Annotated in this window: 26 protein-coding genes; 20 read left to right on the top strand and 6 right to left on the bottom strand. The window is 71.4% G+C overall.

Translation table 11 applies throughout. The annotated features are described in order from the left end of the window. The first annotated feature begins 262 nt into the window (after positions 1–262). The 4 genes from aceE (at position 263) to C1N81_RS32060 (ending at position 5,574) form a co-directional block, all read left to right on the top strand. On the top strand, positions 263–2,968 hold the full coding sequence (gene aceE / locus C1N81_RS32075) for a pyruvate dehydrogenase (acetyl-transferring), homodimeric type (protein WP_394434797.1): 2,706 nt from the start codon (positions 263–265) through the stop codon (positions 2,966–2,968). A 139-nt stretch (positions 2,969–3,107) separates the two neighbouring features. After that, positions 3,108–3,902, top strand: a complete 795-nt coding sequence (locus tag C1N81_RS32070; protein ID WP_394434796.1) for a VOC family protein — start codon at positions 3,108–3,110, stop codon at positions 3,900–3,902. A gap of 48 nt (positions 3,903–3,950) precedes the next feature. Continuing rightward, entirely contained in the window at positions 3,951–4,952 is a 1,002-nt protein-coding gene (locus tag C1N81_RS32065; protein WP_394434795.1) for a helix-turn-helix transcriptional regulator, read from the top strand. Between the two features lie 106 nt (positions 4,953–5,058). Further along, a complete protein-coding gene (locus C1N81_RS32060; RefSeq protein ID WP_394438365.1) occupies positions 5,059–5,574 on the top strand; it encodes a DUF4240 domain-containing protein in 516 nt (171 codons plus the stop codon). A gap of 328 nt (positions 5,575–5,902) precedes the next feature. Here the strand turns inward: C1N81_RS32060 and C1N81_RS32055 are convergent, their stop codons facing one another. Further along, positions 5,903–6,790, bottom strand: coding sequence for a TIGR01777 family oxidoreductase (locus C1N81_RS32055; protein ID WP_394434794.1), 888 nt, complete (start codon positions 6,788–6,790; stop codon positions 5,903–5,905). A 32-nt stretch (positions 6,791–6,822) separates the two neighbouring features. Here C1N81_RS32055 and C1N81_RS32050 point away from each other — a divergent pair, with 32 nt between their 5' ends. Genes C1N81_RS32050 through C1N81_RS32040 form a run of 3 tightly spaced genes read left to right on the top strand, consistent with a single transcriptional unit; the run spans position 6,823 to position 9,878 of the window. Next, the gene (locus C1N81_RS32050) at positions 6,823–7,356 is read left to right on the top strand and encodes a GNAT family N-acetyltransferase (RefSeq protein WP_394434793.1); all 534 of its coding nucleotides are present in this window, start codon (positions 6,823–6,825) and stop codon (positions 7,354–7,356) included. Between the two features lie 43 nt (positions 7,357–7,399). Then, positions 7,400–8,491: a PP2C family protein-serine/threonine phosphatase gene (locus C1N81_RS32045; protein ID WP_394434792.1), complete on the top strand. Its 1,092-nt coding sequence runs from the start codon at positions 7,400–7,402 to the stop codon at positions 8,489–8,491. Between the two features lie 58 nt (positions 8,492–8,549). Then, positions 8,550–9,878, top strand: a complete 1,329-nt coding sequence (locus tag C1N81_RS32040) for a hypothetical protein (protein WP_394434791.1) — start codon at positions 8,550–8,552, stop codon at positions 9,876–9,878. Positions 9,879–9,891: 13 nt separating this feature from the next. Here the strand turns inward: C1N81_RS32040 and C1N81_RS32035 are convergent, their stop codons facing one another. Beyond that, positions 9,892–10,653: a peptidoglycan recognition protein family protein gene (locus C1N81_RS32035; protein WP_394434790.1), complete on the bottom strand. Its 762-nt coding sequence runs from the start codon at positions 10,651–10,653 to the stop codon at positions 9,892–9,894. Positions 10,654–10,748: 95 nt separating this feature from the next. Here C1N81_RS32035 and C1N81_RS32030 point away from each other — a divergent pair, with 95 nt between their 5' ends. Both C1N81_RS32030 and C1N81_RS32025 read left to right on the top strand, forming a co-directional pair. Beyond that, positions 10,749–11,951, top strand: coding sequence for a MarP family serine protease (locus tag C1N81_RS32030; protein ID WP_394434789.1), 1,203 nt, complete (start codon positions 10,749–10,751; stop codon positions 11,949–11,951). 190 nt (positions 11,952–12,141) lie between these two features. Further along, entirely contained in the window at positions 12,142–13,494 is a 1,353-nt protein-coding gene (locus C1N81_RS32025) for an FAD-dependent oxidoreductase (protein ID WP_394434788.1), read from the top strand. A 7-nt stretch (positions 13,495–13,501) separates the two neighbouring features. Here C1N81_RS32025 and C1N81_RS32020 read toward each other — a convergent pair whose 3' ends face one another. Then, complete coding sequence (locus C1N81_RS32020; RefSeq protein ID WP_394434787.1) at positions 13,502–14,938, bottom strand: regulator; 1,437 nt, start codon at positions 14,936–14,938, stop codon at positions 13,502–13,504. 336 nt (positions 14,939–15,274) lie between these two features. Here C1N81_RS32020 and C1N81_RS32015 point away from each other — a divergent pair, with 336 nt between their 5' ends. From C1N81_RS32015 to C1N81_RS31995, 5 genes are all read left to right on the top strand, one after another. Then, entirely contained in the window at positions 15,275–15,616 is a 342-nt protein-coding gene (locus C1N81_RS32015; RefSeq protein ID WP_394434786.1) for a 5-carboxymethyl-2-hydroxymuconate Delta-isomerase, read from the top strand. A 102-nt stretch (positions 15,617–15,718) separates the two neighbouring features. After that, a complete protein-coding gene (gene lipB, locus C1N81_RS32010) occupies positions 15,719–16,516 on the top strand; it encodes a lipoyl(octanoyl) transferase LipB (protein ID WP_394434785.1) in 798 nt (265 codons plus the stop codon). 113 nt (positions 16,517–16,629) lie between these two features. Beyond that, a complete protein-coding gene (lipA, locus tag C1N81_RS32005; RefSeq protein ID WP_394434784.1) occupies positions 16,630–17,595 on the top strand; it encodes a lipoyl synthase in 966 nt (321 codons plus the stop codon). A gap of 314 nt (positions 17,596–17,909) precedes the next feature. Further along, the gene (locus C1N81_RS32000; RefSeq protein ID WP_394434783.1) at positions 17,910–18,107 is read left to right on the top strand and encodes an SCO2195 family GlnR-regulated protein; all 198 of its coding nucleotides are present in this window, start codon (positions 17,910–17,912) and stop codon (positions 18,105–18,107) included. Between the two features lie 73 nt (positions 18,108–18,180). After that, positions 18,181–18,882, top strand: coding sequence for a DUF4191 domain-containing protein (locus C1N81_RS31995; RefSeq protein ID WP_394434782.1), 702 nt, complete (start codon positions 18,181–18,183; stop codon positions 18,880–18,882). Between the two features lie 160 nt (positions 18,883–19,042). Here C1N81_RS31995 and C1N81_RS31990 read toward each other — a convergent pair whose 3' ends face one another. After that, positions 19,043–19,510 (bottom strand): RDD family protein, encoded by a 468-nt coding sequence (locus C1N81_RS31990; protein WP_394434781.1) that lies wholly within the window; start codon positions 19,508–19,510, stop codon positions 19,043–19,045. Between the two features lie 189 nt (positions 19,511–19,699). On the opposite strand from C1N81_RS31990, the gene glnA reads away from it, so the two are divergent. Next, positions 19,700–21,109: a type I glutamate--ammonia ligase gene (gene glnA, locus C1N81_RS31985; RefSeq protein WP_394434780.1), complete on the top strand. Its 1,410-nt coding sequence runs from the start codon at positions 19,700–19,702 to the stop codon at positions 21,107–21,109. Between the two features lie 6 nt (positions 21,110–21,115). On the opposite strand, the gene xerC is transcribed toward glnA, so the two are convergent. Continuing rightward, on the bottom strand, positions 21,116–22,231 hold the full coding sequence (gene xerC / locus C1N81_RS31980) for a site-specific integrase (protein WP_394434779.1): 1,116 nt from the start codon (positions 22,229–22,231) through the stop codon (positions 21,116–21,118). Beyond that, a complete protein-coding gene (locus tag C1N81_RS31975; protein WP_394434778.1) occupies positions 22,194–22,628 on the bottom strand; it encodes a helix-turn-helix domain-containing protein in 435 nt (144 codons plus the stop codon). Before C1N81_RS31975 ends, xerC begins: the two co-directional genes overlap by 38 nt. A 123-nt stretch (positions 22,629–22,751) precedes the next feature. On the opposite strand from C1N81_RS31975, the gene C1N81_RS31970 reads away from it, so the two are divergent. From C1N81_RS31970 to C1N81_RS31950, 5 genes are all read left to right on the top strand, one after another. Continuing rightward, positions 22,752–22,970 (top strand): hypothetical protein, encoded by a 219-nt coding sequence (locus tag C1N81_RS31970; protein ID WP_394434777.1) that lies wholly within the window; start codon positions 22,752–22,754, stop codon positions 22,968–22,970. Positions 22,971–23,092: 122 nt separating this feature from the next. Further along, positions 23,093–23,416: a hypothetical protein gene (locus C1N81_RS31965; RefSeq protein ID WP_394434776.1), complete on the top strand. Its 324-nt coding sequence runs from the start codon at positions 23,093–23,095 to the stop codon at positions 23,414–23,416. Further along, positions 23,413–25,014: a DNA primase family protein gene (locus C1N81_RS31960; RefSeq protein ID WP_394434775.1), complete on the top strand. Its 1,602-nt coding sequence runs from the start codon at positions 23,413–23,415 to the stop codon at positions 25,012–25,014. Before C1N81_RS31965 ends, C1N81_RS31960 begins: the two co-directional genes overlap by 4 nt. Then, positions 25,011–25,265, top strand: coding sequence for a hypothetical protein (locus C1N81_RS31955; protein ID WP_394434774.1), 255 nt, complete (start codon positions 25,011–25,013; stop codon positions 25,263–25,265). The genes C1N81_RS31960 and C1N81_RS31955 overlap by 4 nt, the downstream gene beginning before the upstream one ends. Further along, on the top strand, positions 25,262–25,552 hold the full coding sequence (locus tag C1N81_RS31950; RefSeq protein ID WP_394434773.1) for a hypothetical protein: 291 nt from the start codon (positions 25,262–25,264) through the stop codon (positions 25,550–25,552). The genes C1N81_RS31955 and C1N81_RS31950 overlap by 4 nt, the downstream gene beginning before the upstream one ends. The last annotated feature ends 2 nt before the right edge of the window (positions 25,553–25,554 follow it).

Raw genomic sequence — 25,554 nt, 5'->3', positions numbered from 1 at the left:
GCGGTGCGTCGCCGGATGATCGCTCGTTGTGGCTGGTCGCGCCGTTCCCCGCGCCTCTGGCGGGGCACGGAGTGCCCCTGCTCATGGCACCTTGTGCCTACTTTCTCGATCTGAAGAGGTTTTACTCCTCAACCCTTTGATCGATCATCGATCACGGAGTTATTGTCCTTGGCGGGTCTCCACCGGGACCCCGCCCTGTCCTGCCAAAGACCAAGGGCACCCCCACCCCACCCCCTTCGACTCAGGAAGGCGTGCGGCGACTATGACCGACCCCATGCGCATCCAGCCGAGCGAGCTCGACCAGCTCCCGGACCGCGACCCCGAGGAGACCGCCGAATGGCAGGCCTCCCTGGACGCCGTCACCAAGGCGGCCGGGCCGCACCGTGCCGCGCAGCTGATGCGACGCACGCTGGAGCGCGGCGAGGCCGGCGGCCTGCCGCTGCCCAAGCTCCTGTCGACCGAGTACATCAACTCGATCCCCACCTCCGCCGAGCCGGACTTCCCCGGTGACATGGAGATGGAAGCCAAGATCACCGCGTACAACCGCTGGAACGCGGCCGCGATGGTGACCCGTGGCTCGAAACACGGCGTCGGCGGCCACATCGCCACGTTCGCCTCGGCCGCCTGGCTGTACGAGACCGGCTTCAACCACTTCTTCCGCGGCAAGGAGGGGGACGGCTCCGGCGACCAGCTCTACATCCAGGGCCACGCCTCCCCCGGCATCTACGCCCGCGCCTTCCTCGACGGCCGCCTCTCCGAGGCGCACCTCGACAACTTCCGCCGCGAGGCCGGGGGCAACGGTCTGCCGTCGTACCCGCACCCGCGCCGCCTTCCCTGGCTGTGGGAGTTCCCGACCGTGTCCATGGGCCTCGGCCCGCTCTCCGCGATCTACCAGGCGCGCTTCAACCGCTACCTGACCGCGCGGAACATCAAGGACACGTCCAACTCCCACGTCTGGGCCTTCCTCGGCGACGGCGAGATGGACGAGCCCGAGTCGACCTCGGCGCTCACCCTCGCCGCCCGCGAGGGTCTGGACAACCTGACCTTCGTCATCAACTGCAACCTGCAGCGCCTGGACGGCCCGGTCCGCCCGAACTTCCGCGTCGTGCAGGAGCTGGAGGCCCAGTTCCGCGGCTCCGGCTGGAACGTCATCAAGTCGATGTGGGGCAACGCGTGGGACGAGCTGTTCCAGCTCGACACCACCGGCGCGCTCCTGGAGCGGCTCCGTGAGGTCCCGGACGCCCAGTTCCAGACGTACCAGACGCGCGACGTCGCCTACATCCGCGAGAACTTCTTCGGCACGAGCCCGGCGCTCGTCGAGCTCGCGAAGGTGCTGTCCGACGACAAGATCTCCGAGTGCTTCCACGTCTCGCGCGGCGGTCACGAGCCCCGCAAGGTCTACGCGGCGTACAAGGCGGCCGTCGAGCACAAGGGCGCCCCGACGGTCATCCTCACGCAGACCGTGAAGGGCTTCACGCTCGGCAAGGGCTTCGAGTCGAAGAACGCCAACCACCAGATGAAGAAGCTGACGATCGACGAGTTCAAGGACATGCGTGACCTCCTTGACCTGCCGATCCCGGACAGCCGCTTCGAGGACGGTGTCGTTCCGTACGCGCGTCCCGCCGAGGACTCCCCCGAGCTGCGCTACCTGGCCGAGCGCCGCGCCGCCCTCGGCGGTCCGGCCCCGGCCCGCCGTACGCAGCCGCTCGCGCCGCTGCCCGCCCCGGCCGACAAGGCGTTCGCCTCGTTCGACAAGGGATCGGGCTCCCAGTCGGTCGCCTCGACGATGGCGCTCGTACGGCTCCTGAAGGACCTCGTACGGGACAAGACGTCCGGCAAGCGCTGGGTGCCGATCATCCCCGACGAGGCGCGCACCTTCGGCATGGAGTCGCTGTTCCCGTCGCTCGGCCTGTACTCGCCCAAGGGGCAGACGTACGACCCGGTCGACCGTGACCAGCTCATGTACTACAAGGAGTCCGAGTCGGGCCAGATCCTCAACGAGGGGATCAACGAGGCCGGTTCGCTCGCCGACTTCATCGCCGCCGCCACGTCGTACTCGACGCACGGCGAGCAGATGATCCCGCTGTACATCTTCTACTCGATGTTCGGCTGGCAGCGCACCGGCGACCAGTTCTGGCAGCTCGCCGACCAGATGGGCCGCGGCTTCGTCGTCGGCGCCACCGCCGGTCGGACGACGCTGACCGGCGAGGGCCTGCAGCACGCGGACGGCCACTCGCCGATGATCGCGGCGACCAACCCGGCGGCCCTGTCCTACGACCCGGCCTTCGCCTACGAGATCGCGGTCATCATGAAGGAGGGCCTGCGCCGTATGTACGGCGAGGCCAAGCCGGGCGAGGACCAGGACGTCTTCTACTACCTGACGGTCTACAACGAGCCCATGCCGCAGCCGGCCAAGCCGGCCGTGGAGGGTCTCGACGAGGCCATCGTCAAGGGCCTCTACCGCTTCAACACGGCGGAGACCGCGGGCGTCGACGTGGCGGCGGCGAACGCCCCGCGCATCAACCTCATCGGTTCCGGCACCGCCATCCACTGGACGCTCAAGGCGCAGCAGCTGCTCGCCGAGGAGTGGGGCGTCGCCGCCGACGTGTGGTCGGCCACCTCCTGGACCGAGCTGCGCCGTGACGCCCTGGAGGCCGACGAGGCGCTGCTGAAGGGCGAGGAGCGGATCCCCTACGTCCGTCAGGCGCTCGCCAACGCGCAGGGCCCGGTCCTGGCCGTCTCCGACTACATGCGCCAGGTCCCCGACCAGATCGCGCAGTGGGTCGAGCAGGACTACACCTCGCTCGGCGCGGACGGCTTCGGCCTCTCCGACACCCGTGAGGACGCCCGCCGCCACTTCGGCGTCGACGCCGAGTCGATCGTCGTCGCGGCCCTCGCCCAGCTCGCCCGCCGCGGCGAGGTCAAGGCGACGGCCGTGAAGGAGGCGCGCGAGCGCTACGGCCTGTAAGAGCCGCAGCAAGCGCGGTAAACGCAGTAAGTACTGGGTCACGCGTGCCCCGTCCCGATTGCCGGGGCGGGGCACGCGTGCGTGAATGGACGAGTCGTCAGGGGGGCTAGGGGCGGGCCCGGCCGTGGGAGGCATTCGCGTGCAGATCTCCAAGACCCCCTCCGCACCCTGCTGGGCCGACCTGTCCACACCGGACCCGGACGGGGCCCGCGGCTTCTACGAGGCCCTGTTCGGCTGGCGTGCACGGCCCGCCGACGGCCCGGCGGCCGACGGCTACGGCATGTTCGCGCTCGACGCCGAGGACGGGCACCTCGTCGCCGGGGTCGGCCCGGCGGCGGAACCCCGGGAGCCCGCCGCATGGCTGCCGTACTTCCAGTCCAGCGGGATCGACGCGGTCACCGCGCGCGTGGACGGCAATGGCGGCCGGGTCGTCGCCGGTCCGGCCCCCGTGGCGGGGCAGGGCAGGGTCGCGGTCTGCCAGGACGCGGCCGGGGCCCCGTTCGGGCTGTGGGACCCGCTCGCGCACGCGGGGTTCGAGGTGGTGAACGTGCCGAGCAGCTTCTGCTGGTTCGAGCTGCTCACGCGGGACGGGGCCGGCGCGGTGGACTTCTACCAGGCGGTGCTCGGCTGGGGCACGCGGCAGCGCCCCTTCGGCGGTGACGGGGCCACGTACACGGAGTGGACGGTGGCCGACGACGCCTTCGGCGGAATGGTCGACATGTCGACAGGACCGGCCGACGCGTTCCCGCTGGAGCTGCCCTCCCACTGGAACCTCTACGTCGCCGTGGACGCCCCGGACGCCACCGCCGCGCGCTGCGAGGAACTGGGCGGGCGCGTCCTGATGGCGCCGACGACGATCCCGACGGGCCGGTCGGCGGTCCTCGCGGACCCGCAGGGCGCGACGTTCTCGGTGATGCACTACACGACGGGATGAGGCGAACGCGGCGCGCCCGTTGTCAGTGGCGCGGTCCATGATGGCGCCATGCGCGCTGCCCGCCTGATCAAGATGGTGCTGTTGCTCCAGTCCCGGCCTTCGATGACCGCGGCCGAGCTGGCGCGCGAACTGGAGGTCTCCGAGCGGACGGTGACGCGCGACGCGCAGGCGCTCTCGGAGGCGGGCGTCCCGGTCTACGCGGACCGGGGCCGGGTCGGCGGCTACCGGCTGATCGGCGGTTACCGGACGCGCCTGACGGGCCTGGCCCGCGGCGAGGCGGAGGCGCTGTTCCTGTCCGGGGTGCCCGGGGCGCTGCGCGAGATGGGGCTGGACGACGCGGCGTCGGCGGCCCGGCTCAAGGTGTCGGCGGCGCTGACCCCGGCGGTGCGCGATGCGTCCCGCACGGCGGCGCAGCGGTTCCATCTGGACGCGCCGGGCTGGTTCCAGGAGCCGCGCACGCCCGAACTGCTGCCCGCGGTCGCGGAGGCGGTGTGGGGCGACCGGGTGCTGCGCGTCGCGTACGCGCGCCGGGACCGGCGGGAGAGTCCGGTCGAGCGGCTGCTGGAACCGTACGGCCTGATCCTCAAGGCGGGCGTCTGGTACCTGGCGGCGGCCGTGCGCGAGGGGGCGGGGTCCCCGGTGGAGCAGCGGGTGTACCGCATCGACCGGTTCACGTCCGTCGAGGCGCTGGACGAGCGGTTCGAGCGGGACGAGGAGTTCGACCTGCCCGCGTTCTGGGCGGAGCGGGCGGCCCAGTTCGCGCGGGCGATCCTCCATGCCGAGGTCGTCGTACGGCTGACGGCCGACGGGGTACGGCAGCTGCCCTACGCCACCGATACGGCGTCCGCGCGGGAGGCGCTGGCGGCGGCGGGCCCGGCGGACGCGGACGGGCGGGTGACCGTGACGCTGCCGGTCGAGTCGGAGGACGTGGCGTACACCCAGCTCATGACGCTGGGCCCGGAGGCGGAGGTGGTGGCCCCCGCCGCGTTGCGGGAGCGGTTCGCGGAGGCGGTGCGGCGGATGCGGGGGTGGTACGGGCAGGACGGGTGACGGGTCGTTCGGCGGGGTGCCCTGGGCATGTGCATGCGTAACGAACTGGCGCAGGTCCGGCGCTCGGCGTGCGGCCCCCCGGCCCAGGGCCGATGCTTGTCCCGTGATGGACGAGACCGAGTTCTGGGAGATCGTGGACAGCACCCGCGAGGCCGCCGAGGGCGACCCCGAGGACCACGCCGAGCTGCTCGTCGACAGACTCCTGCGCTCCGACCCCGACTCGGTGCTCGACTTCGCCCGGCACTTCGAGTCCCGCTACAACCGCGCCTACCGCTGGGACCTCTGGGGCGCGGCCTGGGTGCTGCTCGGCGGGGCCAGCGACGACGCGTTCGACTACTTCCGGTGCTGGCTGATCGGGCAGGGCCGGGAGGTCTTCGAAGGCGCCCTGCACGATCCGGACTCGCTGGCGGAGTCCCTGGGCGAGTTCGACGAGGACGTGGACGGGGACGGGGAGGATCTCGGTTACGCGGCGGACGAGGCGTACGAGGAGCTGACCGGCACGGTCGCCCCCGACCTCGGCCTGCCGCCCGCCCCCTCGGAGCCCGAGGGCACCCCGCTCGACTTCGAGAACGAGTCGTTGCTGGCCGCGCTGTACCCCCGCCTGACAGAACGCTTCACCTAGCCCAAACCCCGACGGCCCACCCTTCCTCGTCGCCGTGGCCGCTCGACCGGCGTCCCGCCGTGGGGACCTCCCTCGTCGCCGAGTGCCGCACCGTCGTGGCTGGTCGCGCAGTTCCCCGCGCCCCTGAAAGCTGCGGCTCCGCCGCGCTTCCCCCGCCCTGCGATGGCGCACGAAGTGCGCATCGCAGGGGCGCGGGGAACGGCGCGAGCAACCACGACGAAACCCGCACCCGCCATCTGATGGGAGGCCGCACGAAGTGCGCGTCCAGGGGCGCGGGGAACTGCGCGACCAGCCACGACGAGACCCGCACCCGGAGACGACCTGAAGGTCACGCGGCGCGGATCGCCTGGTCCAAAGCGGGGAACGCGAACTCGAAGCCGGATTCGAGCAGACGGGTGGGCACCGCCCGGGTGGAGCCCAGTACCTCCCCGGCCATTTCCCCGAGCACCAAGCGGAGCGCAACCGCCGGGGCGGGAAACAGCACGGGCCGCCGCAGCACCCGCCCCATCGCCGCAGCGACCTCACGATTCGTCGCCGGATGCGGAGCGGTCAGATTGACCGGGCCGGCCAGGCCCTCCGTGTCGATGCAGTGCCGCAGCGCCGCGACGTGATCGTGCAGCGCGATGTACGCCCAGTACTGCCGCCCGTCCCCGAGCCGCCCCCCGAGCCCCGCTTTGAACAGCGGGAACAGCTTCCCCCAGGCCCCGCCGCCCCGGGCGACGACGAGCCCCGTCCGCGCGAGGACCGTACGGACTCCGCCGTCCCGCGCGGGCGCGACGGCGTCCTCCCATTCCACGCACACGTGGGCGAGGAACCCCTCCCCGGCGGGCGCGGTCTCGTCGACGGCGCGGCTGCCGGTGGAGCCGTAGTACCCGATGGCGCTGCCGTTGACGAAGACGCGGGGCGGCGTGGAGAGCCCGGCGATCGCCTCGGCGAGTGTCCTGGTCCCGAGGACGCGGCTGTCGCGGATCTCCCGCTTGTACGCGTCGGTCCACCGGTGATCGCCGACCCCGGCACCGGCGAGGTTGACGACGGCGTCGCATCCGTCGAGCCGTTCGGCGTCGATCTCCCCCTTCTTGGGGTCCCAGCGCGCTTCGTCCGCCGCGCGCGGCGCCCGGCGCACCAGGCGCAGCACTTCGTGTCCGTCATCGGTCAGGGAGCGGACGAGGGCCGAGCCGGTGAGTCCTGAGGCGCCCGCCACCGCGATACGTGTCATGCCTCCATCCTGCCGGTCGTACAGTGACGCGCATGTCACCGCAGCGACCGCTCATACGTTTCGCCGTGCCGGACGACGACGGGGTCCTGAGCCGCCTCGACGGGGACACGTGGTCGCCCCTGCACGCGGTCGTGGAGCGGCACGAGCCGCCCTACCCGCCGTTCTTCAGTCAGCGGTTCGGCCCGCTCGACCATCTCGTGGCGGAGCTGCACGGGCGGGTCGTGGGCTACGTCCGCCTCGTCCGCCCGACCCCGCTGCTGTCGAACGCGCACGTCAGGCAGGTGCAGGGGCTGGCCGTGGCGACCGCCGCGCGCGGGCTCGGCGTGGGCCGGACGCTGGTGCGGGCGGCGATCGCGGAGTCCCGGCGGCAGGGCGCGCGCCGTCTGACGCTGCGCGTGCTCGGCCACAACACCCCGGCCCGCGCGTTGTACGAGGCCGAGGGCTTCGTCGTGGAGGGGGTGCTGCCCGGGGAGTTCCTGATCGACGGGGTGTACGTGGACGACGTGCTGATGGGGCGGTCGTTGCTGGACGGTACGCGGCGGAGTGCGGGGGCAGGCGACTCGTAGCAGGGTTGATGGCGTAGGCCGTCGCGAAGGGAGCCCTGCCGGCATGACCTGGCCCTTGGCGCGCCGTCGTGACGGGGAGGAGCGTGCCTGGCTGCGCGGGGCGCCGCCGCCCCGCTGGGTGCGCTGGCTGCCCATCGTGCTGCTCGTCGGTCTGGGCGCGCTCCAGGCCGGCACCGAGCAACATCTGGAGCTGGGTTTTCTCCTGGGCGCGATCCCGCCGCTGGCCGCACTGTCGTACGGGCCCGCGGCGACGGGTGTGCTCGGCGCCGTCGTCGTGGTGATCCTGGCGCTGCCCCCGGCGGGGTTCGGCCGCCCCGGCAACAGCGACGTGCTGATCGTGCTGTTCGTCTCCGTCCTGAGCGTCCTGATCGCCTGGGTGCGCCAGCGCCGCGACGAGCATCTGGTGACGGTGCGTACGGTCGCGGAGGCCGCCCAGTTCGCGGTGTTGCCGCCGTTGCCGGAGCGGGTGGGCCGGGTGCGGTGCGCGGGCCTGTACCGGGCGGCGCAGCGCGGGGCCCTGGTCGGCGGCGACTTCTTCGACGTACGGCGCGGGCCGCACGGCGTGCGGGCGGTGGTCGGCGACGTACAGGGGCACGGGCTTTCCGCGGTGGGCACGGTGGCGGGGCTGCTCGGCGCGTTCCGGGAGGCGGTGCTCGACCAGCCGGACCTGGAGAGCGTGGCGGCACGCCTGGACCGGCGTCTCATCGTGGACACGGCGGGCGACGAACTGGCCGAGCTGTTCGCGACGGCGGTGCTCCTGGAGTTCCCGGACGACGCCTCCGTCGTGCGGATCGTCAGCTGCGGTCATCCGTGTCCGCTGCTGCTGCGCGGCGGCCGGGTGACGGAGGTTCCGGTGCCGTCGGGGGCGCCGCTGGGCGTCGGCCTCGACACCGAACCGCCCGTCGCGGTCACGCTCGATCTGCTTCCGGGGGACCGGCTGCTCGCGCTGACCGACGGGGTGACGGAGGCGCGGGACGCGGCGGGCCGCTTCTATCCGCTGGCGGAGCGGCTGCGGGGCCACGCCAGTGACGAACCGGCGGCGCTGACGGACGCGGTGTGGCGGGACGTGGTGCGGTTCGCGGGGACGGTCCGGGACGATCTGACCCTGCTCGTCTTCGCCCCGGACGTGCCCTGACCGCGCCGGAGGTGCCCCGGGCGTGCCTCACGGAGCGTGAAGTGTGAACGTAGGGGCCATGAAATACCTGGGACTCCGGCTCCGCCCGGGGCGTCGCCGTACCGTGACCGCCGTCTCCGTACTGCTGCTGCCGCTGACGCTGTCCGCGTGCTCGGACGACGACGGGACGGCGAAGCCGCCGGTGGCGTCCCCGCCCGCGACGGCGAGCGGCGCGCGGTGCGCGACGGCGCCGCTCGACACCGACCACGGCTCGCCCGCGGCCCCCGCGCCGACCGGCGCGTACACGCTGGACAGCGGCGAGCGGGCGGCGCCGCGCAAGGAGGAGTTCGAGACGGACGAGCGGGACGAGTCGGCGGTGCTCGTGTCCGGCTCGGGGCACCTCTCGACCCGTGACGCCCATGTCACGAAGCGAGGCGGCACCTCGTCGCTCGACGCGTCCGCGAGCGACGGGCTGAACGCCGGAGCGCTGGCCAGGGACGGCGGCCGCCTCGATCTGTCCGGCGGCTGGTCCTCCACCAAGGGCAAGGGCGCGACCGGCGTCTTCGTGTCGGGCGAGGGGACCCGCGCGACGCTCAGCGCGAGCGCCGTGCGCACCAAGGGCTCCTACGCGCCCGCCGTGCGGGCCGCGGGCGGGGGCGCGGCCGAGCTGACGTACGCCGAGATCGAGACGGCGGGCGCGCAGGCGCCACCGGTCGCGGCGGGTCCGGGCGGCGGGAAGGTCGAGGTGTACGACTCGACGATGACGTCGGCGGGCTGCGGTTCGCCCGGCGTGCAGACGGCCGGGGAGGTGGCGGTGACGGGCACGCTGTTCGATCTGGCGAACTCCGAGGCGTTCACGGTGGAGCCCGGCGGCTCGCTGTCCCTGCGCAACGTACGGGCGACGGCCGCCGCGGGCGGGGTGGTGCTGCGGGGTGACGGCGACACGGCGTTCACCATGACGGGCGGGTCGATCGAGGCGGCGGACGGCGACCTCTTCTCCGTACGGGAGACGGTCGCGGACGTGCGGCTGGGCGGCGGCGCGGAGCTGAAGACGAAGCGCGGCAAGCTGCTGCGCGTCCGCGACAAGGGGGTCGTGACGCTCTCGGCGGACGGCCAGAAGCTGAAGGGGGACGTGGTCGTCGCCGACGGCTCGGCCTCCCTCGACCTGATCGGCCGCGCCAAGCTGGACGGGGCGGTCCGGGGTGCCTCCCTGAAGCTGGGCGCCCGCGCCAGGTGGTCGGTTGCCGGCGACTCCCGGCTCGAAGGCCTGGACCTCGGCTCCGGGGCGCGGGTCTCCAAGGTGATCGTCGGCAACGGGCACTCGGTGACGTACGACCGCTCCGCGAGCCCCGGCCTGCACGGCAGGACGTACCGGCTGAACGGCGGCGGCACCTTGCGCCCCGCCTAGCCTTCCGGTCGCGTTAGTCGCGGTGCTGGAGGCGGGCGGCGCGGTCGCGGATCGCGGGGAGTGCGCGCATCAGCGCCTCGCCGGGGCACGCGGTCTCGTAGCCGTCGCGGTGGCCGGCGATCGCGTGGAAGCCGGCGGAGGTGCCCTTCTTGTAGCGGCTGAGGCTGTTGCTGGAGGTCAGCCGGACGGTGGAGCGCGGGTCGACGTCGGACAGGCCGAGCTTCCACGCGGCGAGCGCGGCGATGGAGTCGGCCATCGCTCTGGGCACCGGGGTGCCCTCGCCAAAGGTGCCGATGGCGGCGATCCCGGCGGTGTCCTGGTTGAAGCCCTGGGTGTGGGCGCCGACGACGGGCCGGTCCACGCCCCCGGCCCGGCCCTCGTAGACGGTGCCGCAGCGGTCGACGAGGAAGTTGTAGCCGATGTCGTCCCACTCCTTGCCGCCCGCCTGGCCCGCGTAGACGAAGCGGATGATCTCCGGAACGTCGGCGCAGTCGTAGCCGTTGGGCGAGTCGGTGTGGTGGACGAAGACGGCGACGACGCGGTCCCCGTACCGGACGGGGTCGCGGTCGTACGTCTTCGTCCCGGCCAGCCACCGCGAGCGCGGCACGACGCGCGGCTGCGGGGCGGCGTGCGCGCCGCTCGCCCGGTCCGCGGGGACCGCTGTCGCCTCCCGCTCGGAGGCCCCCGGACGGTCGCCCGCGACGGCACACAGCACCAGGGCCCCGAGGGCCAGTCCCCCGGGCGCCCACCGCACCGCCCTCCGCACTCCACGCACGCCTCCCACTCTCGGACGCGGACGCCCTGTGCGGTCTCCCACATGTAGGCCGGTTGGCGGAACCAGCACGGTCATCGCATTCGTTTGTTACCGATATGGACCCGCAGAACCACGTCCTCGATGGCGCCCTGATCGTGCTCGCGCTCGTCTACGCCGTGTCCGGCTACCGGCGCGGGCTGCTCGCGGGCCTCGTCTCGCTCGCCGGATTCGTCGGCGGCGCGGTCGTCGGCGTATGGCTGCTTCCGTACCTGATGGACTCGGTCACGCCCGGCACGTCGACGGCGACGGTGGTCGCCGTGGTCACCGTGCTGCTGCCCGCCGTCGCCGGGCAGGCGCTCGCCGGGCGGCTCGCGGCGCGGGTGCGCGGCGGGATGGACCGGGCGCCGGGCCCGCTGCGGGTGGCGGACGGGGCGGGCGGCGCGGTCGCGAGCGCGGCGGCGGTCCTCGTCGTCGCCTGGGTGGCGGCCAGCGTCCTCGCGTCGTCGTCCTCGGCGGTGCTCAACCAGGCGATCCGGGGGTCGTCGGTGCTCGGCGCGGTCCACGACACCATGCCCTCGTCGACCCCGGGCTGGTTCTCGCGGGCCACCGGGGCGCTCACCTCGGCGGGGTTCCCGCAGGTCTTCGACCCGTTCGCGAACGAGCCGTCGGCCGAGGTCGCGAAGCCCTCGGGGGACAACGTGACGGCGGCGGCGACGCGGGCGGCGCAGCGCAGCACGGTGAAGGTGGAAGGTTCCTCCGGCACCCAGGGCCGCGAGGGCAGCGGCTTCGTGTACTCCCCGCAGCACGTGATGACCAACGCCCACGTGGTCGCGGGCATCGACGACCCGTCGGTCCGGGTCGGCGGCGTCGGGCGCCCGTACGGCGCGCGCGTCGTCCTCTTCGACCCCGACAAGGACGTGGCGGTCCTCTACGTCCCCGATCTGCGCGCCCCGGCCCTCGCCCTGGACGACAGCGCCTCCCGGGGCGCCGCGGCGGTCGTCGCGGGCTACCCCGAGAACGGCGGTCTCGACCTGCAGGCGGCGACGGTCGCGGACACGATCCGCGCGGGCGGCCAGAACATCTACGGCTCCGGCACGGTCACCCGGGAGATCTACTCCATCCGCTCCACGGTCCTCCCCGGCAACTCCGGCGGCCCGCTCCTCACCACGGACGGCCGCGTCTACGGCGTGGTCTTCGCCCGCTCCACGACGGACGCGGGCACGGGCTACGTCCTGACGGCGGACGAGGTGGCCCCGGAGGCGAGGAGCGCGGCGGACGCGAAGGAGGCGGTGGACACGGGGGCGCTGGTCTCCTCGTAGCGCGTTCGCGGGCACCGGGGCGGGGCGCATTCCCGTGTCACCGCGTGCCTCCGTGCCGCCCCCACGCGCGACTGTTCCTGGACGCGGGCGCACCTAACCTCGTGCCGAACCCGGGTATTCCGGCGCCTCGCCGCGGGCATGACGCCTCCGAGCCGATCCGCCGCCGGCCGCGCAACGCTGGGAGGGGCACGTGCTTGAGCCCGCTGACGCAGGAGCAGGGGCCGTCGTCGTCGTAGGGGCCGGGGTCGCGGGACTCGCCGCCGCCGGGGACCTGACCAGGGCGGGGGTCCGCGTCCTGGTCCTGGAGGCCGGGGGCACGGTCGGGGGCCGGATGGCGACGGAGAAGGTCGACGGGTTCCGGCTCGACCGGGTCGGGCGGCCCCTTCTCACCTCGTACGCCGGGCTGCTCCGGTGCCCAGGACTCGACGGGCTCACCCTGCGGCTGTTCGCGCCTGGTGTCGTCGTGCACAGCGGGGGCCGACGCCATCGCGCGGGCGAGCCGACCGACCCCCGGCGCGCGAGGGGCGCATTAAGCGCGGCGCGCGCCCTCGCGAGCGCTCCCCGCCCGCCGCGCGGCACGCGCCCACCCCTGGGCGGCCCCCTGGACCACGCGCGGCTCGGCGCGTCCCTCGCCCGGCTCGCCGCGACCGACCCCGCCCGGCTCCTCGCCCGCCCCGAACTCCCCGCCGCACGCGCCCTGTCGACCCGTTCGCTGCCCGCGCGGACCCTGCACGGCTTCGTACGCCCGCTGCTCTCGGCCCTGCTGTGCGATCCGGAGCTGACGACGTCCAGCCGGTGCGCCGACCTCGCGCTGCACGCCTACGCCTCGGGCCGGCTCGCCGTGCCGGAGGGCGGCGCGGACACGCTCCCCGAACTGCTCGCGGCCACCTTGCCGCCGGGCACCGTGCACACCGGCGTCCGGGTCACCGACGTCGCGGCGAACTCGGTCACCACGGCCGACCACGGGCAACTGCCGTGCCGGGGAGTCGTGTTGGCGACCGACGCCGCAGCCGCCGCCGCGCTCCTGCCCGGTCTGCGCGTGCCCGCCTTCCACGAGGTGACCGTCGTCCATCACGCGGCGCCCGAGCCGCCCCTCACCGAGCCGGCGCTGCTGCTCGACGCCGACCGCCTCGGCCCGGTCGCGCACACCTCGGTCATCAGCCAGGTCGACCCGGTGCGGGCCCCGGCGGGCCGCACGCTCGTCTCCTCGACGGTGCTCGGCCCCCCGCCCACCGACCGGGAGCTGCGCCTCCATCTGGCCGCGCTCTACGGCACCTCGACGTCCGCCTGGGAGACCCTCGCCGTCCACCACACCCCGCACGCGGTCCCGGCGATGCCCGCCCCGCACGACCCCCGCCGCCCCGTCCGCCTCCTCGACGGCCTGTATGTGTGCGGGGACCACCGGGACACCAGCACCGTCGAGGGCGCCCTCACCTCCGGCCGCCGGGCGGCCCGGGCGGCACTGCGCGACCTGGGCCTCCCGGCCGCCCCGGCACAGCACCGCCCGCGGGCATCGCCGCCGGTGGAGGACAAGGCGGCCTGAGAGCCTGTCAGCCCAGCGCCGCGACCTTCTCGCGGTACCCCCGGACGGGCCCCGCGTCGCGGTACGGCTCCAGCCGGCGCTCGAACTCCCGCACATACTCGTGCGCCCGCACCGACCGCATGTCCGCCGCCGCGGTCGCCGCCTCCGCGCCGAGCGCGCACGCCGAGTCCAGCTCACCGAGGCCGAGCCGCGCGGAGGCGAGCACGACCCGGCAGAACAGCCGGCTCCGCGCGAACCCGGGCGCCCGCAGCCGCAGCGACCGCTCCGCGTGCTGCGCCGCCGTCCGGTACAGCTGGAGGTCGCGGTGGCAGTGTCCGAACTCGTCGGCCAGCTGCGCCTCGTCGAAGAACCGCGCCCAGTGCGGCACGTCCTCCCCCGTCCGCGCCGCTTCGAGCGCCCGCTCGGCCCGTACGAGCGACGCCGTGCAGGCCCGCACCTCGCCGAGCACGCCGTGCCCGCGCGCCTCGACGGCGTGCAGCAGCGCCTGGAGGACGGCGGGCGCCGCCGCCCCGACCCCCTGCTGCGCGACCCGCGCCAGCTGCACCGCCTCCCGGCCGTGCCCGAGGTAGACGGCCTGCCGGCTCATGGTGATGAGGACGTACGAGCCGTACATCCGGTCCCCCGCCGCCTGCGAGAGCCGCAGCGCCTGCACGAAGTACCGCTGGGCGAGCCCGTGCGCCGCGATGTCGTACGAGGTCCAGCCCGCGAGCCGGGTGAGATCGGCGACGGCCGCGAAGAGCCGCCGCCCGGTCTGCTCCCCGTACGTGCCGCGGAGCATGGGTTCGGCCTCGTGCTCCAGATAGCGGACGAGCGCCTGCCGGGCGTGCCCGCCGCCGTAGGCGTGGTCGAGGGCGCGGAACAGCTCGCCGACGGAGCGGAGCGCCGCGATGTCGCCGCCGGAGACCCGGTGGCCGGGCCCCCGCTCGGTGGTCGTGCGCTGGCGCGGCACGACGGGCCGCCCCTGCGCGGGCACCCGGGGCGGTGCCTCACCTCTGAGCACGCGGTCGTCGGCGCGGCCGATCAGCCAGTCGCGGCTGGGCACGACGAGCCCGGCCGGGGTGAACGCGATCTTGCGGAGTTCGGCATGGCTCCCGGAGTCCTTGCGCCACAGGCCGCTGACGATGTCGACGGCCTCCTCGGGCGAGCCCGCGAACTCCAGGCCCGCGTAGACGGGGGCACATGCGTCGAGCCCTAGGTCCTGGGCCGACAGACGGCGGCCGAGGCGGCGGGTGAACACTTCGGCGATGAGGGCGGGGGTCGTCCCGCGCGGCTGCTGCCCGCGCAGCCATCTGGTCACCGATGTCTTGTCGTATCGCAGGTCAAGACCGTGTTCGAGCCCGAGTTGGTCCACGCGGCGGGCAAGGCCCGCGTTGGAGAAACCAGCCTCCGCGATGAGCGCGGCGAGCTGGCGGTTCGGTGTGCGCTGCGGAGGTCGTTCCGTCATCAGCTGTGCGGTCTCCTGCCTTCCGGGCCGGGGTGCAGCCCTCATGGAACGGCGCGAATGTAGCGGCGATATTCGGCCTCCACCGGGCCTTCAGGGACCCTTCATCCGATCGTGTGACGAACTCAGCGAAGAGTGGACGCGTCGGCACTCGAAGGAGGTGCGGACGGCGGGGGAACGACGTGTGGACGGGCCGGTCCGGAGGCGGCCTCCGCTCAGGCATACGATGCCTGTGCACTACACCGAGAAGTACTGAGTACCCGTAAGCGGTCGACGGCGGCCCCGGTCGCCGCGCTCCGCCGCCCAGTACCCGGTAGAAGTACCCGGAAGGTCTGTCCCGTGCCTCACATCGTCATCGACTACTCCGACGGCCTCGCCGGCACGGTCGACGTCCCCGCCCTCGTGGCCGAACTCCACCCCCTCGTCGTCGAGCGCGTCAGCTCGGTCGGCGTGGGCAAGACGTTCGCCCGCCCCTCCACCACGTACGTGGACGGGGTCGCGGCCCCCTTCCTCCACGTGGAGGTCGGCCTGCTGGCGGGCCGCCCCCAGGCGGTGAAGAACGCGCTGTGCGACGACGTCCTCGCCCTCCTGGACAAACACACCTCGTCCGCCCCCGGCGTCACCTGTTCCGTGGAGGTCCGCGACCTGGACGCCTCGTACCGCCTCTTCCCCACCCACTGAGCCCGGGACCGGGCGCCGTACAGTTGTTCAGGGCGCGATATATGCACGGTGCAGCCGACTCTGCGCGGTGCGGCTGGTCAGCTGGTGAGGGAGGCACAAGCCGTGAGTGAGTTCCGGTTCGTCCGCATGGGGTTCGGTGCGGACATGGTCGAGTACCAGGTCGCCTGGGACGAGCAGCGCCGCGTGCACGCCGCCCGTTTCGCCGACGAGATCCCCGACACCTGTCTGCTCCTGGAGCACCCGGCGGTCTACACCGCGGGCCGGCGCACGGCGCCCGAGGAGCGCCCCCTGGACGGCACCCCCGTCATCGACGTGGACCGCGGCGGCAAGATCACCTGGCACGGTCCGGGCCAGCTCGTCGGCTACCCCATCCAGAAGCTGCCCCGCCCGGTCGACGTGGTCGCGCACCTGCGCCGCCTGGAGGACGCGATGATCGCGGTCTGCGCGGAGTTCGGCGTCGCGACCTCGCGCGTGGAGGGCCGGGCGGGAGTCTGGGTCCTCGGCGACCCCGTCGAGCAGCGCCCGCAGCTCGGCGGCCTCACCCTCGACTTCGACCCGCGCGCGGCCGACCCGGAGTTCGACCCCCGGCTCAACGGCCCGGAGTACGCCCCGTCCAACGCGGGCCAGCGCCGCGAGGACCGCAAGATCTGCGCCATGGGCATCCGCGTCGCCAAGGGCGTCACGATGCACGGCTTCGCGCTCAACGTGAACCCGGACACCTCGAACTTCGACAAGATCATCCCGTGCGGCATCCGCGACGCGGGCGTCACGTCCCTCTCGTACGAGCTGGGCCGCGAGGTCACGATCGAGGAGGTGCTCCCGGTCGCCGAGAAGCACCTGGGCGCCGTGCTCGGCGACGCGGACCTGCGCCCGCGCCTCGTGGAGAAGACCCCGGCGTAGCCAACCGTGGGGAATGCACCCCGAAGGCCAGAGGTTGGCCATCGGTAAGGGCCATGAACATCACGGGCGTACCCTGATGTACGCCGAGGAATCAAAGCTTTAGGGAGCCGGTCGTGTCCGCAGTCGCACCCGACGGACGCAAGATGCTGCGCCTGGAGGTCCGTAACGCTCAGACCCCCATCGAGCGCAAGCCCGAGTGGATCAAGACCCGGGCGAAAATGGGTCCCGAGTACACGAAGATGCAGAACCTCGTGAAGTCCGAGGGCCTGCACACGGTCTGCCAGGAAGCGGGCTGTCCCAACATCTACGAGTGCTGGGAGGACCGCGAGGCCACGTTCCTCATCGGCGGTGACCAGTGCACCCGGCGCTGCGACTTCTGCCAGATCGACACCGGCAAGCCCGAGGCCCTCGACCGCGACGAGCCGCGCCGCGTCGGCGAGTCCGTCGTCACGATGGACCTGAACTACGCCACGATCACCGGCGTCGCCCGCGACGACCTGGAGGACGGCGGCGCCTGGCTCTACGCGGAGACGGTCCGCCAGATCCACGAGCAGACCGCGAACCGCGCCGAGGGCCGGACGAAGGTCGAGCTCCTGGCCCCCGACTTCAACGCGGTCCCCGAGCAGCTCGCCGAGGTCTTCTCCTCGCGCCCCGAGGTCTTCGCGCACAACGTCGAGACGGTCCCGCGGATCTTCAAGCGCATCCGCCCCGGCTTCCGCTACGACCGTTCGCTCAAGGTCATCACCGAGGCCCGCGAGTACGGCCTCGTCACCAAGTCCAACCTGATCCTGGGCATGGGCGAGGAGCGCGCCGAGGTCAGCGAGGCGCTGCGCCAGCTGCACGACGCGGGCTGCGAGCTGATCACCATCACGCAGTACCTGCGTCCTTCCGTGCGCCACCACCCCGTGGAGCGCTGGGTCAAGCCGCACGAGTTCGTGGAGCTGAAGGAGGAGGCCGAGCAGATCGGCTTCTCCGGCGTCATGTCGGGCCCGCTGGTCCGCTCCTCGTACCGCGCGGGCCGGCTGTTCCAGATGGCGGTCGAGAAGCGGGGCGCGTACGTGGCCTCGCAGGCGGTCTGAGCGCGGGTACTGCTCGCCGCCCCCCGCGTGTGAATTCACGCACAAGTGACTACCGGCCGGTATCGGCCTGAAGGACGCGGTCCCGGCCGTCCTCGCAGATGGGGACGGCGATCGGGGCCGCGTCCGCGTGTGAACGATGCGCGCCGGGGCTTCATCACGGTTTGACCGGCCGGTCACGCCCTGGTAACACCAATCAGTGACCCTGAAATCACGCCTCGTGCACCTTTCACCAAAGCCGTGATCGGTTCCGCTTCGCGATCCGCTTTGTGCTCCGCTTCGTCTCCGTGATCCGTTATCGAGGGGGGACCTCACCCATGCAGGCCGCGCCCGTACGCGCCACCGCGATCCCGACCTTCACCGACGCGCTGCGCGCCGTCGAGTCGCTGCTGATGAGCAGCGGCCAGCGCACCGCTCGCCGCAATGCCTGGACCTCCGTCCTGGAGGACCGCCGCCGCGCCAAGGACCGGGTGGAGGCCCAGCGCGTCCTCGAATCGGTCGGCTCGCACGGCTGAGCCCAGGCCCTCCGCCGGGCCCCGGGCCGGTGCTGCTGTTCAGCGGCGGCCACCGGCCACGTAGACTTCACACATGGCGAGGAAGGAACCTGCAGCGGACGCTGCAAACACCGGGCGACTCAAGCAGATCGCTCTGACCTACAAGATGACCCGCAAGGTCGATTCGAAGATCGGTCTTGTACTCGCGGCTGTGGGAATCGTCACCTTCGGTGTCTTCCTCGCGATCGGTTTCTTGATCGGTCACCCCATCTATCTCGGAATTCTCGGCTTCCTGCTCGCCTTCCTCGCGATGGCGATCATCTTCGGGCGCCGCGCCGAGCGAGCGGCCTTCGGCCAGATGGAGGGCCAGCCCGGCGCGGCGGCGGCGGTGCTCGACAACATCGGGCGCGGCTGGACGACGACGCCGGCGGTCGCGATGAACCGCAGCCAGGACGTCGTCCACCGGGCCGTCGGCAAGGCCGGCATCGTCCTGGTCGCCGAGGGCAACCCGAACCGGGTCAAGTCCCTGCTGGCCGCCGAGAAGCGCCGCATGGCCCGAGTCGTCGCGGACGTCCCCGTCCACGACCTCCTCGTCGGCAACGGCGAGGGCCAGGTCCCCCTCAAGAAGCTCCGCACCACCATGCTGAAGCTGCCCCGCGTTCTCCCCGGCCCCCAGGTGACCGCCACCAACGACCGGCTGCGCGCCATGGGCGACCTCATGTCGAACATGCCGCTGCCGAAGGGGCCGATGCCGAAGGGGATGCGGATGCCTCGCGGCGGCGGCAAGATGCGCTGACGCTCCGCCGACATTGCTGGGAAGGCGCCCCGAGCTTCTGCTCGGGGCGCCTTCTTTGTCTGATCTCAGCCGCGGGTCTCGTCGGAGCTGGTCGCGCGGTTCCCCGCGCCCCCGAAGGCCTGCGGCTCCGCCGCACCTTCCTCGGGAGATGGTGCGGGACTCAGGCGCGGACCTCTACGGACTTCGCGAGCCGATCGTGCAGCCCGCGACCGTCCCGGTCCCAGACCAGCGCGGGCACGGCCACACACAAGAGCAGCGTCCGCACGACGACCCGCCCGATACCAAGCCGCCCACCCGCCTCCGAAACCACCCGCAGCCCGACAACCCGCTTACCCGGCGTACAGCCGATCGTGCCGACGGTCAGGACGCCGAGTACGAAGAAGATGAGGAGCGCCCAGTTCCCCGTAGCCTGGTCGTAACCATGCGTGACCAGGCCGTATGCGATCAGCATGCAGAGGGCCCAGTCGATGACGAGCGCGCCGATGCGGCGGCCGGGGCGGGCGATGGAACCGGGCCCGTCCTCCGGCAGTCCGAGCTGCCGGCCGCGGTATCCGAAGTCCGCGCCCGACTGTTCCAGGGCCTCGCGGGGCCCGGACAGCCACGATCCCATTGCTTCCCTGTTGTCCACGCATCCACGGTACTGCGCGCGCCCGCGGCGCCCGCCCTACCCCCCGGGTCCGGTTAACTTGAGCGAAACAAATGGGTCATGCTTGAGAAACCACGTCTGCCTATGGTCAGGTCCAGCGTGTGCCACCGCACCGGCCGCACCACCGAGCTGCAAACCCCGCCCCTCCCGGGTGGGAGTAGGAGGAGTTGGATGTTCCAGAACGCCGATGACGCCAAGAAGTTCATCGCGGACGAGGACGTCAAGTTCGTCGACGTCCGGTTCTGCGACCTGCCGGGTGTGATGCAGCACTTCACGGTGCCGGCCGCGGCGTTCGACCCGGCGGAGGAGCTGGCCTTCGACGGCTCGTCGATCCGCGGGTTCCAGGCCATCCACGAGTCCGACATGGCGCTCCGCGCCGACCTGACGACCGCGCGCGTCGACCCGTTCCGCCGCGACAAGACGGTCAACATCAACTTCTTCATCCACGACCCGATCACGGGCGAGCAGTACTCCCGCGACCCGCGCAACGTGGCGAAGAAGGCCGAGGCCTACCTCGCCTCCACCGGCATCGCCGACACCGCGTACTTCGGCCCCGAGGCCGAGTTCTACGTCTTCGACTCGGTCCGCTTCGAGACCTCCGCCAACCGCTCGCTCTACGAGATCGACTCCGAGGCGGGCGCCTGGAACACCGGCGCCGTCGAGAACAACCGCGGCTACAAGGTCCGCTACAAGGGCGGCTACTTCCCGGCCCCGCCGGTCGACCACTTCGCCGACCTGCGCGCCGAGATCTCCCTGGAGCTGGACCGTCAGGGCCTCCAGGTCGAGCGCCAGCACCACGAGGTGGGCACGGCCGGCCAGGCGGAGATCAACTACAAGTTCAACACGCTGCTCGCCGCGGCCGACGACCTGATGCTCTTCAAGTACATCGTGAAGAACGTCGCCTGGCGCAACAACAAGACCGCGACCTTCATGCCGAAGCCGATCTTCGGTGACAACGGCTCGGGCATGCACGTCCACCAGTCGCTGTGGTCGGAGGGCTCCCCGCTCTTCTACGACGAGCAGGGCTACGCGGGCCTCTCGGACATCGCCCGCTACTACATCGGCGGCATCCTCAAGCACGCCCCGTCCCTCCTGGCCTTCACCAACCCGACGGTGAACTCCTACCACCGCCTGGTGCCGGGCTTCGAGGCGCCGGTCAACATGGTGTACTCGCAGCGCAACCGCTCCGCGGCCATGCGTATCCCGATCACGGGCTCGAACCCGAAGGCCAAGCGCGTCGAGTTCCGCGCGCCGGACCCGTCCTCGAACCCGTACCTCGCCTTCTCGGCGCTGCTCATGGCGGGCCTCGACGGCGTCAAGAACAAGATCGAGCCGGCCGAGCCGATCGACAAGGACCTCTACGAGCTGGCTCCCGAGGAGCACGCCAACGTCCAGCAGGTCCCGACCTCCCTCCCCGCGGTCCTCGACGCCCTCGAGGCGGACAACGAGTACCTCCAGGCCGGCGGCGTCTTCACCTCCGACCTCATCGAGACCTGGATCGACTACAAGCGCACGAACGAAATCGCCCCGATCCAGCTGCGTCCGCACCCGCACGAGTTCGAGCTGTACTTCGACATCTAAAGATCATCACGCCTCTGAGCTGGACGGACCCTCTGCGGACTCTTCTACAGTCCGCAGAGGGTCCGCAGCGTTAGTGATCAAGGGCCCCATGGCACGTTCCACGGCGGCCCTGGTCGACTGATCCGAGTCGGGCCACAGGTGACCGTATGTGTTCAACGTCGTCGTGGCCTTCGAGTGGCGCAGCCGAGCGGTGACTACCTTCACGTCTGCGCCCGACGCGATCAACATGCTGGCGTAGTAGTGCCGAAGATCGTGGAACCGGAAGACGGGCGACAGTCCCGGCACCTTCTTGCGGATGCGTCGCATGTGCCGCTCGATCTTCCACGGCCCCAGCTGCTCGCCCTCGTCGTCCGGCACGACCCAGCCATCGGTACGCCCGTCGAGGAGCCGCTTCAGCTCCCCGACGAACGCGTCCGGGATCGGCACGGCCGCCATGCTCGTCTCCGTCTTCAGCGGCACCGCGGGGTACTGCACCATCGGCGTTATCGTCCGCGCGTTGAGGTCGACGTCCTGCACCCGGAGGCCGCACGCCTCGGCTGTGCGCAGGCCAGCGAACGCCCCCAGCAGAAGCGCCGGCCGGTACTTCTCGTCGGCCGCCTCGTACAGCTTCCACAGCTGGGCATCCGTGCAGACGTAAGGCCGCTGCTTACCGCCGCCCGGCGACGTCTCCCGAGAGCACGGGTTCGCCGTGATCTTCTTCGCCCGGACTGCGGCCCGCATCACCTGCGAGAGACGGCTGTGCAGGGCGAACCGGTACGACTGCTGCACGCCTTCCCGGTGCAGGCGAGCCATCCACTTCTTCACGGCCATCTCGTCGACGGCCATCAACGGCAGCTTGCCGAACTCCGTCCTGATCTGCGCCAGGTGCACTTTCGCCTGTCGGACGGTGGAGTCCCGCTTCGCATAGGACTCGATCCACAGGTCGCACCACTCGTCGACCGTCAGCTTCTTGTCCTTCGGGTCAACGTAGGTGTTGGTCACGAGTGCGGCCGTGACCTCGTCGAGCCAGTTCTCGCCGTCGATCTTCCGGGCGAAGTGCCGGGCGTGCTCCTTGCCCGCCAGGTCCCGGTACCGGGCCCGCCACTTACCGTTCGGGCGCTTCTTGATGCTCTTGCTCGCCATCCGCGTTCCCCTCTTCCGTGTCCCATGCGCGCAGCTCTGCTACAGGGACCTCGGTCCTAAAGATGCGGTCGTCGGTACCCGACAGAGGGACGATTCCGCGAATCCAGTAACGGGCGCGCTCCGTGGGTACCGACTCGTCGGAAGTCACCCTGTAGGCGCCACCGTTCTCAAGCGGCACCAGAAGGTGGATCGGAGCGACATCGAGTGCACGGGCCAGCGCCAACCATTCGTCGACCGTCACGTTCTGGCGCCGCCCGGTCTCCAGTTTCGTCACTGTGGCCCGATCCCAGCCGACCTTGCCGGCTAGCTGCTGAGCCGTTAGTCCCTTGCGTTGGCGGGCCGCGCGGACCCTCGTCGCAATGGCCTCAACTGGCGATACGCCCTCTTGATGTTCCATGAGAGAACATTAAGTGGACCTTGCGGAACACGCAACCATGGGGCACTATCGGCTCTAACGGGTCCATCACGGCTCGTCATGTTCTTTCACAGAACATTCCGTTCCGCTAGAGAGGATCAAGGTATGGCCCGGGGAACTCTCTCGTCCGGTGGGCGCCCACTGGCCACCGTCCCGGACCTGGCCACCCACTACGGCGTCCCTGAAAAAACCGTCCGGCGCTGGCACTACACGCAGACCAACGTCGGCCCCTTGATGTTCAGGGTCGGCAAGTACCTGCGGGCCCGCTGGGACGACATCGAGCAGTACGACGCCGAACAGGTGGGAGGTCAGCGCGCGGCATGACCCTGAACAGCAACGAACCCCGAGAGGCCCAAACTCCCGGGGGTCGTGTAAGCAACGCGGTGGTCGCAGAGCCCAAGGTACAGGAAGGCTCCGACAACCGGCAGACCAAGGGTGCTCGCAAGGTGAGTACCCCTGAGACCGACGAGGTCGCGGCGATCCGCGACTACTGGACCGCCGCCAAGAAGCGGTACAAGACCGGCGACTTTCCCGACTACGGGACCCCGGACTGGTGCGCGCTCGAACTCGAAGACCCCCGCAAGATGGCGGGCCTCGTCGCCTTCGCCCAGATGTGGCGCAAGTACGGCGACGAGATCGCCGCCGACCTGAACCGCCGACTCCAGACCCCCCACGACCTCTGGAGTCGGCCCACCCTGGCTGATCTCGACCAGGCCCATGCGGACATGCTCGCGCGCGCCCGCCGTGCAACCGGAAAGAAGGCGGCGTGACCGACGAACGAGAGATGCCGCCGCCGACGAACCCAATGGCAGTCGCCCGTGAGCTGGCGCCCGCCTGGCGGTACGAAGGCACCGACCTGCTGACCCGCCGGTACTGGCGCAACACGTGGATGCGGTGGGAAGGCTCGTACTGGCGGGAGATGGACCCACAGGAGGTACGGGCCAGCCTGTACAAGAAGCTGGAGTACGCCATCTACGTGGCCGGTCTCGACAAGGACGGCAACGAGGTCATCAAGCCATGGGCGCCGACCAAGCGGAAGATCTCCGACCTGATGGAGGCGATCTCCGCTGTCACCCATCTGCGACCGCAGGTCGATGCCCCGGAATGGATCACCCGAGACGGGTTGAGTCGGGACTCTGCCAATTACAACGCGCACGGAGATCTCGTCCCGATCGTGGCGTGCACCAACGGTCTCCTCCGAGTCTCTGACCGGGAACTCCTGCCGCTCACCCCAGGGTTCTTCAACCTCGTCTCGGTGCCGTTCGACTATGACCCCGAGGCGACCGCGCCCACCTGGGAGCAGTTCCTCGCCGGGGTCTGGCCGGACGACGAGGCGTCGATCGCCGCGTTGCAGGAGTGGTTCGGCTACGTCCTCTCCGGCCGCACCGACCAACAGAAGATCATGCTCGTCGTCGGTCCGACCCGCTCGGGAAAGGGGACGATCGCACGCATCCTGACCAACCTCGTCGGCAAGGGCAACATGGCCGGTCCGACCCTGGCGGGCCTGGCCACGAACTTCGGTCTGTCCCCGCTGCTCGGCAAGTCCCTGGCGGTCATCTCGGATGCGCGGCTCGCCGGCCGGGACGGGCATCAGGTCGTCGAGCGGCTGCTCACTATCTCCGGTGAGGACACGATCGACGTCGACCGCAAGTTCAAGGACCCGTGGACCGGCAAGATGCCGACCCGGCTGATGATCCTCTCCAACGAGCTGCCCAACTTCGGCGACTCGTCCGGGGTGATCGCCCGCCGCTTCGTCGTCCTGAACATGCAGGTGTCCTGGCTCGGCAAGGAAGACACCGACCTCACCGACAAGCTGGCGGCGGAGATGCCGGGCATTCTCAACTGGGCGCTGGACGGTCTCGCCCGGCTGGAGAAGAACGGCCACATCACGGAGCCCCCGGGGTCCGCCGAGGCGGTCACCACCATGCAGGACACGGCCTCCCCGACGTCCGCGTTCGTCCGCGAACTCTGCGACACGGGGGCGACGCACCAGATCGCCGTCGACGAGCTGTGGGAGGCATGGAAGGCGTGGGGCGACGATCAAGGAGTGCGGCACGGCACGAAGGCGATGTTCGGTCGCAACCTGCAGTCGGTCGTCCCGCAGGTGAAGAGGACACGGCCGCGCGACGACTTCGGCAAGCAGGTGCCCACCTACACCGGAATTGGGCTGAAGAACTACACCCGCAATAGCGAGAGTCCCGACTCAACCCGTCTCAGCGACTCAGAAACGGGCGTGAGACGGGTTGAGTCGGGACTCAGTCCATTGTGGGCGCAGCATTCGGAGAAACCGAAGTGCGCCGGTTGCGGGTTCCCCTTCGAGCCGATCGAGCCGAACCAGACCACGCACCCGGGATGTGATGCCGCGTGATCAACCCCGAAGCCGCGTTCGTGGAGACGGGCGCGCTCGTCGTCGCCGCCGCGCTGCAGGGCGACGAGGACGGCGTGAGGCTGCTCCTGCACTCCCTGCCCGACCAGCACGTCCGGGCCGTCTGCGAGGGCGCCGTCTGCGCGATGGCACTGCTCCTCGCCGACCACCTGCCCGACCAGGCCCTTGCCCGCGCCATCACAGAGGCCCGCGCCGTAGCCCACCAGGCCAGCACCGAAGGAGAACCCTCATGACCGAGACGATTTCGCAGAACACCGCGCTGACGCTCGTCGTCGTAGACCGGGCCATCAGCTGGCACGGCGACCTCAGTTCGTACAACGAGATCGCAGACATCCTGGCCAGCCGAGACCCGGAGCAGCTGCGGGAACTCGCCCTCGCCGCCATCTGGCAGCTCGGCACCACCCTCCACAGCCAGGCCCCGGACACCGTCGCCACGATCCCGTACCCCGACACGTTCGCCCCGGCCGGACACCTGACCGTCGCCATGTCCACCAAGCGCCCCGCCCCGGAAGGAATCTGACC

It is taken from the genome of Streptomyces sp. SGAir0957, from assembly GCF_043523415.1.
Note: the sequence above shows the minus strand (reverse complement) of the source record. Positions and strands in the feature narration are given on the sequence as shown.

Coding starts and splice junctions, on each gene's coding strand:
- aceE (WP_394434797.1), top strand. CDS start 263: ATGACCGACCCCATGCGCATCCAGCCGAGCGAGCTCGACCAGCTCCCG.
- C1N81_RS32065 (WP_394434795.1), top strand. CDS start 3,951: ATGCGCGCTGCCCGCCTGATCAAGATGGTGCTGTTGCTCCAGTCCCGG.
- C1N81_RS32060 (WP_394438365.1), top strand. CDS start 5,059: ATGGACGAGACCGAGTTCTGGGAGATCGTGGACAGCACCCGCGAGGCC.
- C1N81_RS32055 (WP_394434794.1), bottom strand. CDS start 6,790: ATGACACGTATCGCGGTGGCGGGCGCCTCAGGACTCACCGGCTCGGCC.
- C1N81_RS32050 (WP_394434793.1), top strand. CDS start 6,823: ATGTCACCGCAGCGACCGCTCATACGTTTCGCCGTGCCGGACGACGAC.
- C1N81_RS32045 (WP_394434792.1), top strand. CDS start 7,400: ATGACCTGGCCCTTGGCGCGCCGTCGTGACGGGGAGGAGCGTGCCTGG.
- C1N81_RS32040 (WP_394434791.1), top strand. CDS start 8,550: ATGAAATACCTGGGACTCCGGCTCCGCCCGGGGCGTCGCCGTACCGTG.
- C1N81_RS32030 (WP_394434789.1), top strand. CDS start 10,749: ATGGACCCGCAGAACCACGTCCTCGATGGCGCCCTGATCGTGCTCGCG.
- C1N81_RS32020 (WP_394434787.1), bottom strand. CDS start 14,938: ATGACGGAACGACCTCCGCAGCGCACACCGAACCGCCAGCTCGCCGCG.
- C1N81_RS32000 (WP_394434783.1), top strand. CDS start 17,910: ATGCAGGCCGCGCCCGTACGCGCCACCGCGATCCCGACCTTCACCGAC.
- C1N81_RS31995 (WP_394434782.1), top strand. CDS start 18,181: ATGGCGAGGAAGGAACCTGCAGCGGACGCTGCAAACACCGGGCGACTC.
- glnA (WP_394434780.1), top strand. CDS start 19,700: ATGTTCCAGAACGCCGATGACGCCAAGAAGTTCATCGCGGACGAGGAC.
- xerC (WP_394434779.1), bottom strand. CDS start 22,231: ATGGCGAGCAAGAGCATCAAGAAGCGCCCGAACGGTAAGTGGCGGGCC.
- C1N81_RS31975 (WP_394434778.1), bottom strand. CDS start 22,628: ATGGAACATCAAGAGGGCGTATCGCCAGTTGAGGCCATTGCGACGAGG.
- C1N81_RS31970 (WP_394434777.1), top strand. CDS start 22,752: ATGGCCCGGGGAACTCTCTCGTCCGGTGGGCGCCCACTGGCCACCGTC.
- C1N81_RS31950 (WP_394434773.1), top strand. CDS start 25,262: ATGACCGAGACGATTTCGCAGAACACCGCGCTGACGCTCGTCGTCGTA.